The sequence below is a fragment of the Kitasatospora sp. NPDC056273 genome (assembly GCF_042268845.1).
Lineage (GTDB): Bacteria > Actinomycetota > Actinomycetes > Streptomycetales > Streptomycetaceae > Kitasatospora.
On record NZ_JBHJSJ010000021.1, the window covers coordinates 11152 to 29088 of the forward strand.

General features: G+C 74.2%; 3 protein-coding genes. All 3 read right to left on the bottom strand.

What is annotated here, in order from left to right; all coding sequences use genetic code 11:
* Nucleotides 1–5: 5 nt before the first annotated feature.
* The 3 genes from ACFCY1_RS20170 to ACFCY1_RS20180 are packed head-to-tail and all read right to left on the bottom strand — an operon-like array spanning nt 6 to nt 17793.
* Complete coding sequence (locus ACFCY1_RS20170) at nt 6–16517, bottom strand: amino acid adenylation domain-containing protein (RefSeq protein WP_375875436.1); 16512 nt, start codon at nt 16515–16517, stop codon at nt 6–8.
* A gap of 59 nt (nt 16518–16576) precedes the next feature.
* Entirely contained in the window at nt 16577–17563 is a 987-nt protein-coding gene (locus tag ACFCY1_RS20175; RefSeq protein ID WP_049650871.1) for a TauD/TfdA family dioxygenase, read from the bottom strand.
* Nucleotides 17564–17571: 8 nt separating this feature from the next.
* The gene (locus ACFCY1_RS20180) at nt 17572–17793 is read right to left on the bottom strand and encodes an MbtH family protein (protein ID WP_049650867.1); all 222 of its coding nucleotides are present in this window, start codon (nt 17791–17793) and stop codon (nt 17572–17574) included.
* Nucleotides 17794–17937 lie beyond the last annotated feature (144 nt).

The following is a 17937-nucleotide window of genomic DNA, read 5'->3' on the forward strand; positions in this document are numbered from 1 at the left end:
GCGGCTCACGCTCCGGACTTCTCGGTGTTCTGGGACTTCTCGGCGTTGTCGGTGGTGCCGGCGCTGTCGGTGGTGCCTGCGCTGTCGGTGGTGCCTGCGTTGCCGGTGGTGCCGGCGCTCTCGGGCCGCAGCTTGTCGGCGAGGACGGCGGCGATCCGGGCGAGCGGCTCCGGCCGGGCCAGGTCGCCGTGGCCGAACGGCAGCCGGTGGCCCTCGATCAGCCCGTCCAGGTGAGGCCGCCAGGCCTCCTCGTACGGCCAGTCGGCCGGCTTGCCGAGGGTGGCGCCGAAGAAGACGGCATCGCCCCGGTAGTGCTGGGGCCGGTGCTCGGCCATCAGTTTGCGGTGCCGGTCGAACACCTCGGGCAGGACGTGCGCGGCCTCACCGAGCACCGCCGCCAGATCGGCCTGGCCGCTGCCGTCCGCCGGGTCGTAGCCCAGCGAGCGCAGCAACTCGTCCACCGTGTCGGCGGGTTCGGACGGCGGGGCGGCATCGGTGCGGACCGCCGGGCCGCCGTCCAGCAGGGCCAGCAGCCCGACCGGCGCGCCCTCGGCCTGGAGCCGGACGGCCATCTCCTGGGCGACCACCGCACCGAACGACCAGCCCAGCAGGTGGTACGGGCCGGACGGGTGGACGGCGCGGATCTGCCGTACGTAGTCCTCGGCGATCTCGGCGACGCTGGCCGGCGCCCCGCCGCGCAGGCCGCGGGCCTGGAGGCCGTACACCGGCTGCCCGGGATCGAGGTGGCGCAGCAGCCCGGAGTAGACCCAGCTGATGCCGGCCGCCGGGTGGACGCAGAACAGCGGGGGCCGGTCGCCCCCGGTGCGCAGGGGCAGCAGCACGTCCAGGGCGTCGGCCGCCGGGCCCTGGTCGAGCCGGCCGTCCAGCCCGGCCACCGTGGGCGCCTCGAACAGCGCCCGCATGCCGAGATCGACACCGAGGGCGGTGCGGACGCGCGAGAGCAGTTTCATGGCGAGCAGGGAGTGCCCGCCCAGATCGAAGAAGTCGTCGTCGATGCCGACGCGCTCCAGGCCGAGGGTTTCGGCGAACAGGGTGCAGAGCAGCTGCTCGCGCGGGGTGCGGGCCGGGCGGCCGGCCGGGTGGGCGGCGAACTCCGGTGCGGGCAGGGCGCGGTGGTCGACCTTTCCGCTGCCGGTCAGTGGCAGGGCGGGCAGCGCGACGAAAGCGGCGGGCACCATGTGGGCGGGCAGCCGCTCGGCGGTGAAGGCCCGCAGTCCGGCCGGGTCGAGCGGGCGGTCGGTGACCAGGTAGGCGACCAGTCGGGTGCCGCTGTCGTCCGGCCGGACGACGGCCGCGGCGACCTCGGGGTGAGTCGTCAACACCTGCTCGATCTCGCCGAGTTCGATCCGGAAGCCGCGGATCTTCACCTGGTCGTCGGTACGGCCGAGGTACTCCAGCTCACCGTCCCGGGAGCGGCGCACCAGGTCCCCGGTGCGGTACATCCGCTCACCCGCGACGAACGGGCTGGCGACGAACCGCTCGGCGGTCAGGCCGGGCCGGTTGAGGTAGCCCCGGGCCAATCCGGCGCCCGCCAGGTACAGCTCCCCGGGGATGCCGACGGGCACCGGGTTCAGGTGCTCGTCCAGCACGTACCCGACAGTCCCGGCGACGGCCCGGCCGAGCACCGGCCGGTCCGAGCCGTCGAGCGGCTGCTCCAGCGCCTCCACGGTGGACTCGGTCGGGCCGTACAGGTTGTACGCCCGAAGCCCCGGGGTCTCCCGCAGCCGCGTCCACAGCGCCTGGCCGACGGCCTCGCCGCCCACCAGCACGACGCCCGGCGCAGGCGCCTCCAGCAGGCCCTCCTCGACGAGTTGGGCCACGAAGGACGGGGTGGCGTTCACCACGTCGATGCCGTGCGAGCCGACGTGGCGGACCAGCGCGGCCGCGTCGAGGCGCAGGTCCTCGCCGATCAGGTGCAGTTCATGCCCGGAGACCATCCACAGCAGGCCCTCCCAGGAGGCGTCGAAGCAGAGCGAGGCCGTCAGCGCGAACTTCCGGTTCTCCTCCCCCGCCATCATGCCCGCCCGGTGGCCGGCCAGCAGAGCGGCGAGGCTCCCGTGCGAGACCACCACACCCTTCGGGCGGCCGGTCGAGCCGGAGGTGTAGATCACGTAGGCAGCGTCCGCTCCGTCCAGGACGGGCCTGGTGAACTCCGCCGGTCCGGGCACGTCCGTGACGTCCAACACCGGGAGTTCTGCCAGCAGTTCGGGCAGCGGCCACCGGTCGTCGGTCAGCACCAGCGCGGGCTCGGCGTCCGCCAGGGTGTAGGCCGTGCGCTCCGCCGGGTACCCGGCATCCAGCGGCAGGTAAACCCCGCCCGCCTTCAGCACCGCGAGCAGCCCGACCACCGACTCCACCGAGCGCGGCAGCGCCAACGCCACCACCGCCCCGGGCGTCACCCCCGCACCGATCAGCCGACCCGCGAGCCGTCCGGCCCGTGCGTCCAACTCCCGGTACGTCAGCACCTCATCGCCGCACACCAGCGCCACCGCCTCCGGCGTGGCCGCCACCTGCTCCTCGAACACCGCCGGAAGCAGCGGCACCTCCGAAGCCAACGGCCGCGCAGCACCGAGCAGTTCGGCCCGCTCCTCCGGACTCACCAACGGCAGTGCCCCGATCCGGGTGTCCGGCCGCTCGACAGCCGCCGTCAGCAGGCCGGCGAAGTGGCGGACCATCGCCTCGGCCGTCTCCCGGTCGAAGAGGTCCGTCGCGAAGTCGAGCACGCACTCCAGACCGGCCGGCGCGCCGTCCGGACCGAAGGACTCACCGATGCCGACACTCAGGTCGAACTTGGCGACCGCACGACCGGACGATTCCACGGAGACGTCCAGCCCGGCCGCGTCCAGCGGCGCCGTGTCACCACCGCCCTGAAGGACCAGCATCACCTGGAACAGCGGATGCCGGGCCAGCGAACGAGTCGGGTTGACCTCCTCGACCAGGCGCTCGAACGGCACGTCCTGATGGGCATGGGCATCGAGCTGGGTCTCCCGGACCCGGGCCAACAGCTCGGTGAAGCTCGGATTGCCCGACGTATCCGTGCGCAACACCAGGGTGTTGACGAAGAAGCCGACCAGCTGGTCCACCGCCTCGTCCGAACGCCCCGCCGTCACCGAACCGATCGGGATGTCCGTCCCGGCACCGAGCCGGGTCAGCAGAGCGGCAAGCGCCGCCTGCGCGGTCATGAACATCGTCACCCGCTGCTCACGCGCCAACGTCACCAGCGCACGGTGCAGTTCGGCACCCAACGGAAGCACCACCCGGTCACCCCGGTGACTGGCCACGGCACCCCGCGGGCGGTCCGCCGGCAGCGCCAGCTCCTCCGGAAGATCGGCCAGCGCCTCGCGCCAGTAGCCGAGTTGGCGTGCCATCGGGCCGTCCTGGTCCGCTTCGTCGAGCAGCTCGCGCTGCCAGAGCGCGTAGTCGGCGTACTGGACGGGCAGCGGCGCCCACCCGGGCACCGTACCCGCCGTCCGCGCCGCGTAGGCGGCGGCGAGGTCACGCAGCAGCGGACCCATCGACCAGCCATCACCGGCGATGTGGTGCAGCACCAGGACCAGCAGGTACTCGGCCTGCCCGGCCGGGATCAGGTGGGCCCGGATCGGCAGGTCGGCAGCCAGGTCGAACGGGCGCCCGGTGCAGGCCTCCGGCGCGGTGCCCTCGGGCAGCAGCTCGACGGGCACCCGGGCCGCCCAGGCCGGCAGGACGCGCTGGTACGGGGTGCCGTCCTCCTCCTCGATCAGCGTGCGCAGGACCTCGTGCCGGGCGACCAGGTCGCCCAGGGCCGAACCGAGGGCGTCGGCGTCCAGCTCACCCGTCACACGGAGCACCAGCGGCAGGTTGTACACCGCACTCGGCCCCTCCATCCGGTCGATCAGCCAGAGCCGCTGCTGCGCGAAGGACAGCGGCACCCGCTCCGGCCGCTCGGCGTGAGCGGTCAGCGCGAGACGCTCCGCCCCCGAACCGAGGCGGGCCGCCAGCCCAGCCGGCGTCGGCGCTTCGAACACGTCCCGAACGGCCAACTCGGCGGCCAGCGTCGAACGGACCCGGCTGAGCAGCCGGGTCGCGAGCAACGAGTGCCCGCCCAGCGCGAAGAAGTCGTCCTCCACCCCGACCGCTTCCAGCCCGAGCACCTCCGCGAACAGACCGCACAGGATCTCCTCCTGCGGCGTACGGGCCGCCCGGCCACCGGCCGGCGCGAATGCTGCCAGGTCGGGTTCGGGCAGGGCACGGTGGTCGACCTTGCCGCTGCCGGTCAGCGGCAGGGCATCGAGCGTCACCACGGCGGCCGGGACCATGTAGCCGGGCAGCGACTCGGCGGCGAACCGGCGCAGCGCGCCACCGAGTTCGGAGATGGCATCCTCGGCCACCGCGCAGTAGGCGATCAGCCGACGGTCCCCGTCCTCGCTCTCCCGAACGGTCACCACGGCCTGACGGACGGCCGGGTGGCCGGCCAACACGGCCTCGATCTCGCCGAGTTCGATCCGGAAGCCGCGGATCTTCACCTGGTCGTCGGTCCGGCCGAGGTACTCCAGCTCGCCGTCCCGGGCCCGGCGCACCAGGTCCCCGGTGCGGTACATCCGCTCACCCGCCACGAACGGGCTGGCGACGAACCGCTCCGCCGTGAGCGCGGCGCGGCCCAGGTACCCCCGGGCCAGTCCGGCGCCCGCCAGGTACAGCTCCCCCGGGATGCCGGCCGGCACCGGGTTCAGGTGCTCGTCCAGCACATACCCGGCCGTCCCCGCGACGGCCCGGCCGAGCACCGGCCGGTCCGAGTCGTCGAGCGGCTGCTCCAGCGCCTCCACGGTGGACTCGGTCGGGCCGTACAGGTTGTACGCCCGCAGTCCCGGGGTCTCCCGCAGTCGCGTCCACAGTGCCTGGCCGACGGCCTCACCACCCACCAGCACGACGCTCGGCGCCGGCGCCTCCAGCAGGCCCTCCTCGACCAGTTGGACCAGGAAGGACGGCGTGGCGTTCACCACGTCGATCGCCGACTCGCGCACATGGCGGACCAGTTGCCCGGCGTCCCGGCGGACCTCGTCGTCGATCAGGTGCAGTTCATGCCCGACCACCATCCACAGCAGGCCCTCCCAGGAGGCGTCGAAGCAGAGCGAGGCCGTCAGCGCAAACTTCCGGTTCTCCTCCCCCGCCATCATGCCCGCCCGGTGGCCGGCCAGCAGAGCGGCGAGACTGCCGTGCGAAACCACCACACCCTTCGGGCGGCCGGTGGAACCGGAGGTGTAGATCACGTACGCCGCGTCCGCTGCGCCCAGAGCGATCAGGGGACCCTGTGCCGATCCCGGCGCGTCCGTGACGTCCAACACCGGGAGTTCTGCCAGCAGTTCGGGCAGCGGCCACCGGTCGTCGGTCAGCACCAGCGCGGGCTCGGCGTCCGCCAGGGTGTAGGCCGTGCGCTCCGCCGGGTACCCGGCGTCCAGCGGCAGGTACACCCCGCCCGCCTTCAGCACCGCGAGCAACCCGACCACCGACTCCACCGAGCGCGGCAAGGCGATCGCCACCACCGCCCCCGGCGTCACCCCGGCACCGACCAGCCGACCCGCAAGCCGTCCGGCCCGCGCATCCAACTCCCGGTACGTCAGCACCTCCTCGCCGCACACCAGCGCCACCGCCTCCGGCGTGGCCGCCACCTGCTCCTCGAACACCGCCGGAAGCAGCGGCACCTCCGAAGCCAACGGCGCTGCACCGCCCAGCAGTTCGGCCCGCTCCGCCGAGGACAGCAGCTCCGCCCTGCCGATCGGCAGGTCCGGACCGGCCGCGACGGCTGCCAGCAGCCGGCCGAACCGGACGGCGATCGCCTCGACCGTCTCACGGTCGAACAGGTCCGTCGCGAAGTCGACCACGCACTCCAGGCCGGCCGGTGCGCCGTCGGGACCGAAGGACTCGCCGATACCGACACTCAGGTCGAACTTGGCGACCGCGCGACCGGACGGCTCGACCGAGACGTCCAGCCCGGTCGCGTCCAGCGGCGCCGTGTCACCGCCGCCCTGAAGGACCAGCATCACCTGGAACAGCGGATGCCGGGCCAGCGAACGAGTCGGGTTGAGCTCCTCGACCAGACGCTCGAACGGCACGTCCTGATGGGCATGGGCATCGAGCTGGGTCTCCCGGACCCGGGCCAGCAGCTCCGTGAAACTCGGATTGCCCGAGGTGTCGGTCCGCAGCACCAACGTGTTGACGAAGAAGCCGACCAGCTGGTCCACCGCCTCGTCCGAGCGCCCCGCCGTCACCGATCCGATCGGGATATCCGTTCCGGCACCGAGCCGGGTCAGCAGAGCGGCGAGCGCCGCCTGCGCGGCCATGAACATCGTCACCCGCTGATCGCGCGCCAACGTCACCAGCGCACGGTGCAGTTCGGCACCCAACGGAAGCACCACCCGGCCGCCCTGGTGACTGGCGACGGCACCCCGCGGACGGTCCGCCGGCAGCGCCAGCTCCTCCGGCATTCCGGCCAGGGCCTCGTTCCAGTAGCCGAGTTGGCGGGAGATGAGGCTCTCCTCGTCGGCCTCGTCGCCGAGCAGGTCGCGCTGCCAGAGCGCGTAGTCGGCGTACTGGACGGGCAGCGGCGACCAGCCGGGCGCGGTACCCGCCGTCCGCGCCGCATAGGCGGCGGCGAGGTCACGCAGCAGCGGACCCATCGACCACCCGTCACCGGCGATGTGGTGCAGCACCAGGACCAGCACGTGATCTTCCGAGGAGACCCGCAACAGCAGGGCCCGCACCGGGAGTTCGGCCGCCAGGTCGAAGGGCCGGCGGGAGGCCGCGTCGACGGACTCGCCGACCTCGTCGGCCGGGCAGTCCCGGACCTCGAAGGGCACCGATGCCGCCCCGACCGGCAGGATCAGCTGGTGCGGTTCGCCGTCGGTCTCCACCACCAGCGTGCGCAGGGCCTCGTGCCGGGCGACCAGGTCGCCGAGGGCGGAGCCGAGGGCGTCGGTGTCCAGCTCGCCCGCCACGCGGAGCACCAGCGGCAGGTTGTACACCGCGCTGGGCCCCTCCATCCGGTCGATCAGCCAGAGGCGCTGCTGCGCGAAGGAGAGCGGCACCCGCTCCGGCCGCTCGGTGTGAGCGGTCAGCGCGAGACGCTCCGCCCCCGAACCCAGGCGGGCCGCCAGCCCGGCCGGCGTCGGCGCCTCGAACACGTCCCGGACCGCCAACTCGGCGGCCAGCGTCGAGCGCACCCGGCTGAGCAGCCGGGTCGCGAGCAACGAGTGCCCGCCCAGCGCGAAGAAGTCGTCCTCCACCCCGACCGCGTCCAGGCCGAGCACCTCGGCGAACAGGCCGCACAGGATCTCCTCCTGCGGGGTGCGGGCGGCCCGACCGCCGGCCAGCGCGGCGAAGTCGGGGGCCGGGAGCGCGGCCCGGTCCAGCTTGCCGTTGGCGGTCAGCGGCAGGGCATCGAGCGTCACCACCGCGGCCGGGACCATGTAGCCGGGCAGTGACTCGGCCGTGAACCGGCGCAGCGCGTTGCCGAGCTCGGGGCCGGCGTCCTCGGCCACCGCGCAGTAGGCGATCAGCCGACGGTCCCCGTCCTCGCTCTCCCGAACGGTCACCACGGCCTGACGGACAGCCGGGTGGGCCGCCAACACCGCCTCGATCTCACCGAGTTCGATCCGGAAGCCGCGGATCTTCACCTGGTCGTCGGTACGGCCCAGGTACTCCAGCTCACCGTCACGGGCTCGGCGCACCAGGTCACCGGTGCGGTACATCCGCTCGCCCGCGACGAACGGGCTGGCGACGAACCGCTCCGCCGTCAGCGCGGCGCGGCCCAGGTACCCCCGGGCCAGTCCGGCACCCGCCAGGTACAACTCGCCCGCCACCCCACGCGGGACCAGGTTCAGGTGCTCGTCCAGCACATACCCGGCCGTCCCCGCGACGGCCCGGCCGAGCACCGGCCGGTCCACGCCGTCGAGCGGCCGGGTGAGGGCGTGCACGGTGGACTCGGTCGGGCCGTACATGGTGTGGCCTGCGGTCAGCGGAGCCGCGCACAGCCTGCTCCACAGGCCCTGCCCGATGGCCTCGCCACCGAGCAGCAGCAGCTTCGGCGCCGGCTCCTCCAGCAGCCCCTCCTCGACCAACTGCTCGGCGTACGACGGAGTGACGTGCAACGCGTCCAGCCCGACCTCGCGGACGTGGCGGACCAACTGCCGGGCGTCCCGACGCACCTCGTCACCGATCAGGTGCAGCTCGTGCCCGGCGACCATCCACAGCACCACCTCCAACGAGGCGTCGAAGCAGAGCGAAGCCGTCAACGCCACCCGCAGCCGACCGTGCGCCGCCTCCGCGTCCGCGACCAGCGTCGCCCGATGGCCCGCCAGCAGGGCGGCGAGGCTCCCGTGCGAGACCACCACACCCTTCGGACGACCGGTCGAGCCGGACGTGTGGATCACGTACGCCGCGTCCGACCCGCCCAGGACAGGCCTGGCGAACTCCGCCGGACCGGGAACGTCCGTGACGTCCAACACCGGCAGCTCGGCCAACACCTCGGGCAGTGGCCAGCGGCTGTCCGTCAGCACCAGCGCCGGCTCAGCGTCCGCCAGGATGTGCCCGGTACGCTCCGCCGGGTACTCGGCGTCCAGCGGCAGGTACACCCCGCCCGCCTTCAGCACCGCGAGCAGCCCGACCATCGACTCCACCGAGCGCGGCAGCGCCAACGCCACCATCGCGCCCGGCGTCACCCCGGCACCGACCAGCCGACCCGCAAGCCGTCCGGCCCGCGCATCCAACTCCCGGTACGTCAGCACCTCCTCACCGCACACCAGCGCCACCGCCTCCGGCGTGGCCGCCGCCTGCTCCTCGAACACCGCCGGAAGCAGCGGCACCTCCGAAGCCAACGGCGTGGCACCGCCCAGCAGTTCGGCCAGCTCCTCCGGACTCACCAACGGCAGTGCCCCGATCCGGGTGTCCGGCCGCTCGACGGCCGCCGCCAGCAGGCCGGCGAAGTGGCGGACGATCGCCTCGGCCGTCTCCTGGTCGAACAGGTCCGTCGCGTAGTCGAGCGCGAAGTCGATCCCGGCGGGCTCACCGTCCGGGCCGAAGAGCTCCTGGGCGGTCACGTTGAGGTCGAACTTGGCGACCCCGGTGGCGGCCGGCAGCACCCCGTTCCACAGGCCGGACGAGGAGGCGTCGGCCTGCTCGTTGTTCTGGAGCACCATCGCGACCTGGAAGAGCGGGTGCCGGGCCAGCGAGCGGGTCGGATTCAGCTCCTCGACCAGGCGCTCGAACGGCACGTCCTGGTGGGCGTAGGCGCCGAGGTCGGTCTCCCGGACCCGGGCCAGCAGCTCGGTGAAGCTCGGGTTGCCCGAGGTGTCGGTGCGCAGCACCAGGGTGTTGACGAAGAAGCCGACCAGTTCGTCCAGCGCCTCGTCGGAGCGCCCGGCGACCACGGAGCCGATCGGCACGTCGGTGCCCGCGCCGAGCCGGGTGAGCAGGGCGGCGAAGGCGGCCTGGATGGCCATGAACATCGTCACCCGCTGCTCGCGCGCCAGGGTCCGCAGCGCACGGTGGAGTTCGACGTCGAGCAGCTGTGCCACCCGGTCGCCCTGGTGGCTGGCGGCGGCGCTCCTGGGGCGGTCCGCCGGGAGTGCGAGTTCCTCCGGCATTCCGGCCAGGGTCTCGTTCCAGTAGGCGAGTTGGCGGGAGAAGAGGCTCTCCTCGTCGGCCTCGTCGCCGAGCAGGTCGCGCTGCCAGAGCGCGTAGTCGGCGTACTGGACGGGCAGCGGCGCCTGTCGCGGCGCGGTTCCGGCCGTCCGCGCCGCGTAGGCGGCGGCGAGGTCGCGCACCAGCTTGCGGGTCGACCAGCCGTCGCTCGCGATGTGGTGCAGTACCAGGACCAGCACGTGCTCCTCGGCGTCGACCCGCAACAGCAGGGCACGGACCGGGAGTTCGGCCGCCAGGTCGAAGGGCCGGCGGGAGGCCGCGTCGACGGACTCGCCGACCTCCTCGGCCGGGCAGTCCCGGACCTCGAAGGGCACCGAGGCCACCCCGACCGGCAGGATCAGCTGGTGCGGTTCGCCGTCGGTCTCCACCATCAGCGTGCGCAGGACCTCGTGCCGGGCGACCAGGTCGCCGAGGGCGCGTTCCAGCGCCGCCCGGTCCAGCTCGCCGGTCAGGCGCAGCGCCAGCGGCGAGTTGTAGAGGGCGCTCGGCCCCTCGATCCGGTCGATCAGCCAGAGCCGCTGCTGCGCGAAGGAGAGCGGCACCCGCTCCGGCCGCTCGACGTAGGCGGTCAGCGCGAGACGCTCCGCCCCCGATCCGAGGCAGGCGGCGAGCCCGGCCGGTGTCGGCGCCTCGAAGACGTCCCGGATGCCGAGTTCCGCGCCCAGCGTCGCGCGGACCCGGCTGAGCAGCCGGATGGCGAGCAGCGAGTGGCCGCCGAGCTCGAAGAAGTCGTCGTCGGCGCCGACCACGTCGAGGCCGAGCACCTCGCGGAACAGGCCGCAGAGGATCTCCTCCTGCGGGGTGCGGGCGGCCCGGCCGCCGGCCAGCGCGGCGAAGTCGGGGGCCGGGAGCGCGGCGCGGTCCAGCTTGCCGTTGGCGGTCAGCGGCAGGGCGTCGAGCTCCACGAAGGCGGCCGGGACCATGTAGCCGGGCAGCGACTCGGCGGCGAAGGCGCGCAGGGCGGCCGCGTCGAGGGGGCCGTCGGCGACCAGGTAGGCGACCAGGCGCCGGCCGCTGTCGTCGGGCAGCACGGCGGCCTGGCGCACGGCCGGGTGGCCGGCCAGCACGGCCTCGATCTCGCCGGGTTCGATCCGGAAGCCGCGGATCTTCACCTGGTTGTCGGTGCGGCCGAGGTACTCCAGCTCACCGTCGCGGGCGCGGCGCACCAGGTCCCCGGTGCGGTACATCCGCTCGCCCGCGACGAACGGGCTGGCGACGAACCGCTCGGCCGTGAGAGCGGACTGGCCCAGGTACCCCCGGGCCAGTCCGGCGCCGGCCAGGTAGAGCTCCCCGGGGACGCCGACCGGCGCCTGGTTCAGGTTCTCGTCCAGCACGTACCCGGTGGTCCCGGCGACGGTCTGGCCGAGCACCGGCCGGTCCGCACCGTCGAACGGCCGGGTGAGGGCGTGCACGGTCGACTCGGTCGGCCCGTACATGGTGTGGCCGGCGGTCAGCGGCGCCGCGCACAGCCTGCTCCACAGGCCCTGCCCGATCGCCTCGCCACCGAGCAGCAACAGCTTCGGCGCGGGCTCCTCCAGCAGCCCCTCCTCGACCAACTGCTCGGCGTACGACGGAGTGACGTGCAGCGCGTCCAGCCCGACCGCGTGGACGTGGCGGACCAGCTGCCGCGCGTCCCGGCGCACCTCGTCACCGATCAGGTGCAGCTCGTGCCCGGCGACCATCCACAGCACCACCTCCAACGAGGCGTCGAAGCAGAGCGAAGCCGTCAACGCCACCCGCAGCCTGCCGTGCGCCGCCTCCGCGTCCGCGACCAGCGTCGCCCGGTGGCCGGCCAGCAGGGCGGCGATGCTCCCGTGCGAGACCACCACACCCTTCGGACGGCCCGTCGAGCCGGAGGTGTGGATCACGTACGCCGCGTCCGCCCCGCCCAGGACAGGCCTGGTGAACTCCACCGGACCCGGCGCGTCGGTGACGTCCAGCACCTGGAATTCGGCGAGCAGTTCAGGCAGCGGCCAGCGGCCGTCGGTCAGCACCAGCGCGGGCCCGGCGTTCGTCAGGGTGTAGGCGGTGCGGTCCGCCGGGTACTCGGCGTCCAGCGGCAGGTACACCCCGCCCGCCTTGAGCACCGCGAGCAGCCCGACCACGGACTCCACCGAGCGCGGCAGCGCCAGCGCCACCATCGCGCCCGGCGTCACCCCCGCACCGACCAGCCGGCCCGCGAGCCGGGAGGCCCGCGCGTCCAACTCCCGGTACGTCAGCACCTCGTCACCGCACACCAGCGCCACCGCTTCCGGCGTGGCCGCCGCCTGCTCCTCGAACACCGCCGGAAGCAGCGGCACCACCGATGCCAACGGCCCTGCGGAGTGGCGGAGTTCGGCCGCCCCGCCCGTGGGCGTCAGCCCGGCCGCCGCGACGCTGAGCTCCGGGTCGGCGGCGGCCTGCCGCAGGATCAGGGCCAGCACGTCGGCCAGCCGCTGCGCGGTCTCCGGGTCGAACAGGTCGGTGGCGTACTCCAGCCCGCCCGCGAGCCCGTCCGGGGTGCCGTCGGCGCGGTGGCGCTCGGTCAGCGCCAGCTTGAGGTCGAACTTGGCGGTGCCGTACTCCACCGGCTCCTCGGCCGCCGTCACGCCGGGGAAGGCGGGGCCGCCCTCGGCGGCGGCGGCGAAGGTCAGCATCACCTGGAACAGCGGGTGCCGGGCCAGCGAGCGGACCGGGTTGAACTCCTCGACCAGGCGCTCGAACGGCGTGTCCTGGTGCTCGTACGCGGCGAGGTCGGTCTCCCGGACGCGGCGCAGCAGTTCGGCGAAGCTCGGCCGGCCGGAGAGGTCGGTGCGCAGCACCAGGGTGTTGGCGAAGTAGCCGACCAGGTCGGTGGCGGCCTCGTCGAGGCGCCCGGCCACCGGGGTGCCGATCGGCAGGTCGGTGCCGGCGCCGAAGCGGTGCAGCAGGGTGGCGTAGGCGGCCTGGAGGACCATGAAGAGCGTCGCGCCGTGCTCGGCGGCGAGGTCGGCGAGCCGGGCGTGCAGGTCCGCGTCGAGCTCCAGCGGGACGACGGCGCCGCGGTGGCTGGCGACCGGCGGCCGGGGGCGGTCCGCGGGCAGTGCCAGCTCCTCCGGCAGACCGGCCAACGCCTCGCGCCAGTGGGCGAGTTGGCGGGCGGCCAGGCTCTGCGGGTCGTCCTCGTCGCCGAGCAGTCCGTGCTGCCACAGCGCGTGGTCGGCGTACTGGACGGGCAGCGGCTCCCAGTCGGGGGCGTGGCCGGCCTGGCGGGCCCGGTAGGCGTCGGTGAGGTCGCGGTAGAGCGGGCCGAGCGAGGCGCCGTCCCCGGCGATGTGGTGCAGGACCAGGACCAGGACATGCTCGTCCGGGCCCTCGGGCCGCAGGTAGGCGTGCACGGGCAGGTCGGCGGCCAGGTCGAAGCCGTGCCGGGCGAGTTCGTCCACCGGGCGGTCGGTGGTGGTGAGCAGCGGGGCCACGGGCCCGGCCAGGATGCGCTGGTACGGGGTGCCGTCGTGCTCGGCGAAGACGGTGCGCAGCGCCTCGTGCCGCCGGACGGTGTCGCCGAGGGCGTCCGCCAGGGCGGCGGGGTCGAGCGGGCCGCGCAGCCGCAGCGCGAGGGTGATGTTGTAGGTGGCGGTGGGGCCCTCGGCCTGGGCGAGGAACCAGAGGCGGCGCTGGGCGAAGGAGAGCGGCACCCGCTCGGGCCGGACGGCGGGCCGCAGCGCCGGGCGGGCCTGGGCGGGGGCGCCGGCGGCGCGCTCGGCGATCCGCTCGGCGAGCCCGGCGACGGTGGGCGCCTGGAAGAGGTCGCCGATGGCGAGTTCGACGCCGAGTTCGGTGCGCGCCCGGCCGACCAGGCGGGTGGCGAGCAGGGAGTGGCCGCCGAGGGCGAAGAAGTCGTCGTCGATGGTGATGTCGTCGATGCCGAGGAGTTCGCCGTAGAGCTCGCAGAGCACCCGTTCGCGCTCGTCGCGGGGGGCGCGCCCGGTGTCGTCGGCGGCGAGGTCGGGGGCGGGCAGGGCGCGGCGGTCGACCTTGCCGTTGGCGTTGAGCGGCAGGGCGTCCAGCAGGACGGCCGCGGCGGGGACCATGTAGCCGGGCAGCACGGTGCCGGCGAAGGAGCGCAGCCCGTCCGGGGTGAGCCCGGGCTCGGCGGTGCAGTAGGCGACCAGCCGCAGGTCGCCGGGGCGGTCCTCGCGGGCGATCACGATGACCTGGCGGACGGCGGGGTGGCGGGACAGCGCCGCCTCGATCTCGCCGAGCTCGATCCGGAAGCCGCGCAGCTTGACCTGGCCGTCGATCCGGCCGAGGAACTCCACGGCGCCGTCGGCGCGCCGGCGGACCAGGTCCCCGGTGCGGTACATCCGCTCGCCCGGCAGGTACGGGCAGGCGACGAAGCGTTCGGCGGTCAGGCCGGGCCGGTTGAGGTAGCCGCGGGCCAGACCGGCGCCGGCGAGGTACAGCTCGCCGGGGACGCCGGGCGGCACGGGGCGCAGCCGGGCGTCCAGGACGTAGCCGCGCATGTTGTCCAGCGGGCCGCCGATCGGCACCCGGGGGCCGTCGAGGTCGGCGGGGGCGAGCGGGTGGTGGGTGGCGAAGGTGGTGGTCTCGGTGGGCCCGTAGACGTGGGCGAGCAGCAGGTCGGGGCAGGCGTCCAGGACGCGCCGCAGCAGGGTGCCGGAGGCGGCCTCGCCGCCGGTGCAGACGACGCGCAGGGCGGCGAAGGTCTCCGGGGCCTGCTCGGCGACGAGGTCGAACAGGGCCTTGGTGAGGAAGACGGCGGTGACGCCGTGGCGGACGGTGACGGCGTGCAGGGCGGTGGCGTCGAGGGCGCCGGGCGGGGCGACCACGACGGTGCCGCCGGCCAGCAGGGGCGTCCAGATCTCGTAGGTGGCGGCGTCGAAGGCGTGCGGGGAGTGCAGCAGGACCCGCTGGTGGCGGCCGTCCTGCCAGCGCCGGTCGGCGGCGAGGTCGACGACGTCGCGGTGGCGCACGGCCACGCCCTTGGGGCGGCCGGTGGAGCCGGAGGTGTACATCACGTAGGCGAGCCGGTCCGGGTGGACGGGCAGGGCGGGGCGGTGGTCGGGGGCGCCGGCCTCGTCGCCGGGGCGGACCACGGCGGCGCCGTGCGGGAAGCCGGGGTCGGCGCGGTCGGTGAGCAGGACGGGGGCGCCGGTGTCGGCGAGCACGTCGGCCATCCGCTCGGGCGGCAGGCCGGGGTGCATGGGGACGTAGCAGCCGCCGGCCTTGAGGACGGCGAGGGTGGCGACGACGACGTCGGCGGAGCGCTCCATCAGCATCGCGACGGGGGTCTCGGGGCCGACGCCGAGGGCGGTCAGGTGGTGGGCGAGGCGGTTGGCGCGGGCGTCGAGTGCGGCGTAGTCGAGGGTGCCGCCGTCGTGGACGAGGGCGGTGGCGTGCGGGGTGCGGTCGGCCTGGCGCTCGAAGGACTCGGCGAGGGTGCCGCTCCACCGGGGCGTGTCGGTGGCGTTCCACTCGGTGAGGACGCGGGTGCGCTCCTCGGGGGCGAGCAGCTCCAGGGTGCCGATGGGGGCGTGGGGGTCGGCGGCGGCACCGGCCAGCAGCCGGCCGAGCCGCTCGGCGAGGGCGGTGACGGTGGCGCGGTCGTAGAGGTCGGCGGCGTACTCGATCGAGCCGGTGAGCCCGGCGGGGGCGCCGTCGGGGCCGTGCTGTTCGGCGATGCCGATGTTGAGGTCGAACTTGGCGACCCGCAGGCCGATCGGTTCGGGGGCGGACTCCAGTCCGGGCAGGGCGAGTTCGGCGTCCTGGCCGTGGTTCTGGAGCACCAGCAGGGTCTGGAACAGCGGGTGGCGGCCGAGCGCGCGGGGCGGGTTGAGCTCCTCGACGAGGCGCTCGAAGGGGAGGTCCTGGTTCGCGAAGGCGTCGAGCTGGGCCTCCCGGACCCGGCCGAGCAGCTCGGCGAAGCCCGGGTCGCCGGAGGTGTCCGCCCTCAGGACCAGGGAGTTGACGAAGAAGCCGACCAGGTCGTCCAGGGCCTCGTCGGCGCGTCCGGCGAGGCCGGTGCCGAGCGGGATGTCGGTGCCGGCGCCGAGCCGGGTGAACAGGGCGGCCAGGCCGGCCTGGAGGACGGTGAACAGGGTGGTGCGGTGGGTGTGGGCGAGGTCGAGCAGGGCGGTGTGCAGGCCGGCGTCCCAGGCGAGGTCGACGGAGTCGGCGGCGCCGGTGGGGGCGGGCGGCCGGGGGCGGTCCGTCGGCAGTTCCAGTTCCTCCGGCAGCCCGACCAACGCTTCGCGCCAGTGGGCGAGTTGGCGGGCGAGCAGGCTCTCGGGGTCGTGCTCGTCGCCGAGCAGGTCGCGCTGCCAGAGCGCGTAGTCGGCGTACTGGATCGGCAGCGGCTCCCAGTCGGGGGCGCCGCCGGCCAGCCGGGCCCGGTAGGCCTCGGCGAGGTCGCGCAGCAGCGGGCCGAGCGACCAGCCGTCGCCGGCGATGTGGTGGAGCACCACGAGCAGCACGTGCTCGGTCGGGGAGAGGGTGAACACCGTGACCCGGATGGGCAGTTCGCGGCTCAGGTCGAAGGTCTCGGCGGCCGCGGCGTCCCGGCGGACCGGGTAGTCGGCCGGTGCGCAGTCCTCGGCCAGGAAGCGCGGTCGCGCCTCCTCGGCCGGCAGGATCCGCTGCACCGGGACTCCCCCGGCCACCGGGAACACCGTGCGCAGGGCCTCGTGCCGGGCGACCACGTCCGCCGTCGCGGCACGCAGCGCGGCGGTGTCGAGCGCGCCGCGCAGGCGCAGGGCGAACGGCAGGTTGTACAGCGCGGTCGGCCCCTCGATCTGGTCGATCAGCCAGAGCCGCTGTTGGGCGTACGAAACCGGGATCACGGTGCTTCCTCTACTCGGGTCTACTGACGGCACGGGCTGGTCGAGGGGACGGACGGCGGTCAGACGGTGAGCCCCGCGGTGGGCCGGCAGTCCTGGATCTCCAGGGGCTGCCCCATCGAGACGGCGATCTTGCGCCCGCCCCGGTACGGGTCCCGGCCGTGGGCGCAGAGCACGTTGTCGACCAGCATCACGTCGCCGACCTGCCAGCGCTCCCGCACGGTGGCGGCGTGGTAGGCCTCGTTGAGGGCGTCGACGTCGGCGCGCTCCAGCGGCTCGCCGTCGCCGAAGCCGGTGTTGAACGGCAGTCCGTCCGGCCCGAACTCCTCGGTCATCGCCTCCCGGATGTCCGGGTCGAGCGACCACGCGTTCCAGAAGGCGAGGTGGTTGAACCAGACCTGCTCGCCGGTCCGCGGGTGGCGGATGGTGCCGGGGCGCACCTGGGTGGTGCGCAGGTTGCCGTCCGCCAGCCACTCGCAGGAGATGCCGTTCTCCTTGCAGTAGGCCTCGACCTCGGCGCGGTCCTCGGTCGCGAAGGCGGTGCGCCAGCCGAGCGAGATGTAGTCCGAGTAGTTGCGGGTGAGCGTCCAGCCGCCGGTCCGCATCCGCTCCACCAGGTGGGCGGGCAGCTGCGCGAGCACCTGGCGGCAGTCCGCGGTGGGGGTGGCCCCGCCCTCGTCGGGGGCGGTCAGGCAGGCGAAGAGCAGCCGGCCGGGGAAGGTCAGGGTGTAGCTGTTCTCGTTGTGCATCCGGATCGGCTGGACCGGCGGCAGGTCGGTGGACGAGTAGACGCCGTTGCCGTAGTCGCTGCGCGGGGTGGCCTTCTCCCGGTAGGGGGTGCGCTCGGGGATGAGGACGTCGCGCACGGCGGCGACGTCCTCGGTGCCGGTGACCGGCAGGCCGCGCAGGAAGATGGTGCCGTACCGGTGCAGGGCGTCGGTGAGCGCGCTCTCGTTCTCGCGCAGCCACTCGCAGGCCTCGCCCATGTCCGCGGTGCGCGGCGCGTGGGCGAGGGCCGGGCGGCCGGGGTTCAGTTCCCAGGTCGGCATGGCGGCGGTCACCGGTCGGCGGGGGCGGAGAGGGCGGCGACCAGGCTGGCGGGCCTGATGTCCGTCCAGTTGGCCTCGATGTAGTCGAGGCAGCCCTGACGGGTGTCCTCGCCGTGGACGGTGGTCCAGCCGGCCGGCACGTCGATCCAGACCGGCCACAGCGAGTGCTGGTTCTCGTCGTTGGCCAGGACCAGGTAGCCGGCGCTGTCGTCCTCGAACGGGTTGCTCATGGTGTCCTCTTCGGGTTTCTTCGAAGCTCGGCTTGCTTCGCTCGGGTTGCTTCGAAGGTAGGGGCGGGCCGCGGGGCGGAAGGGCAGGAGTCGCGGCAGGAACGCGGCAGTTGGGCCCTGCCGCCTGCCGCCCCGCCCGCCGTC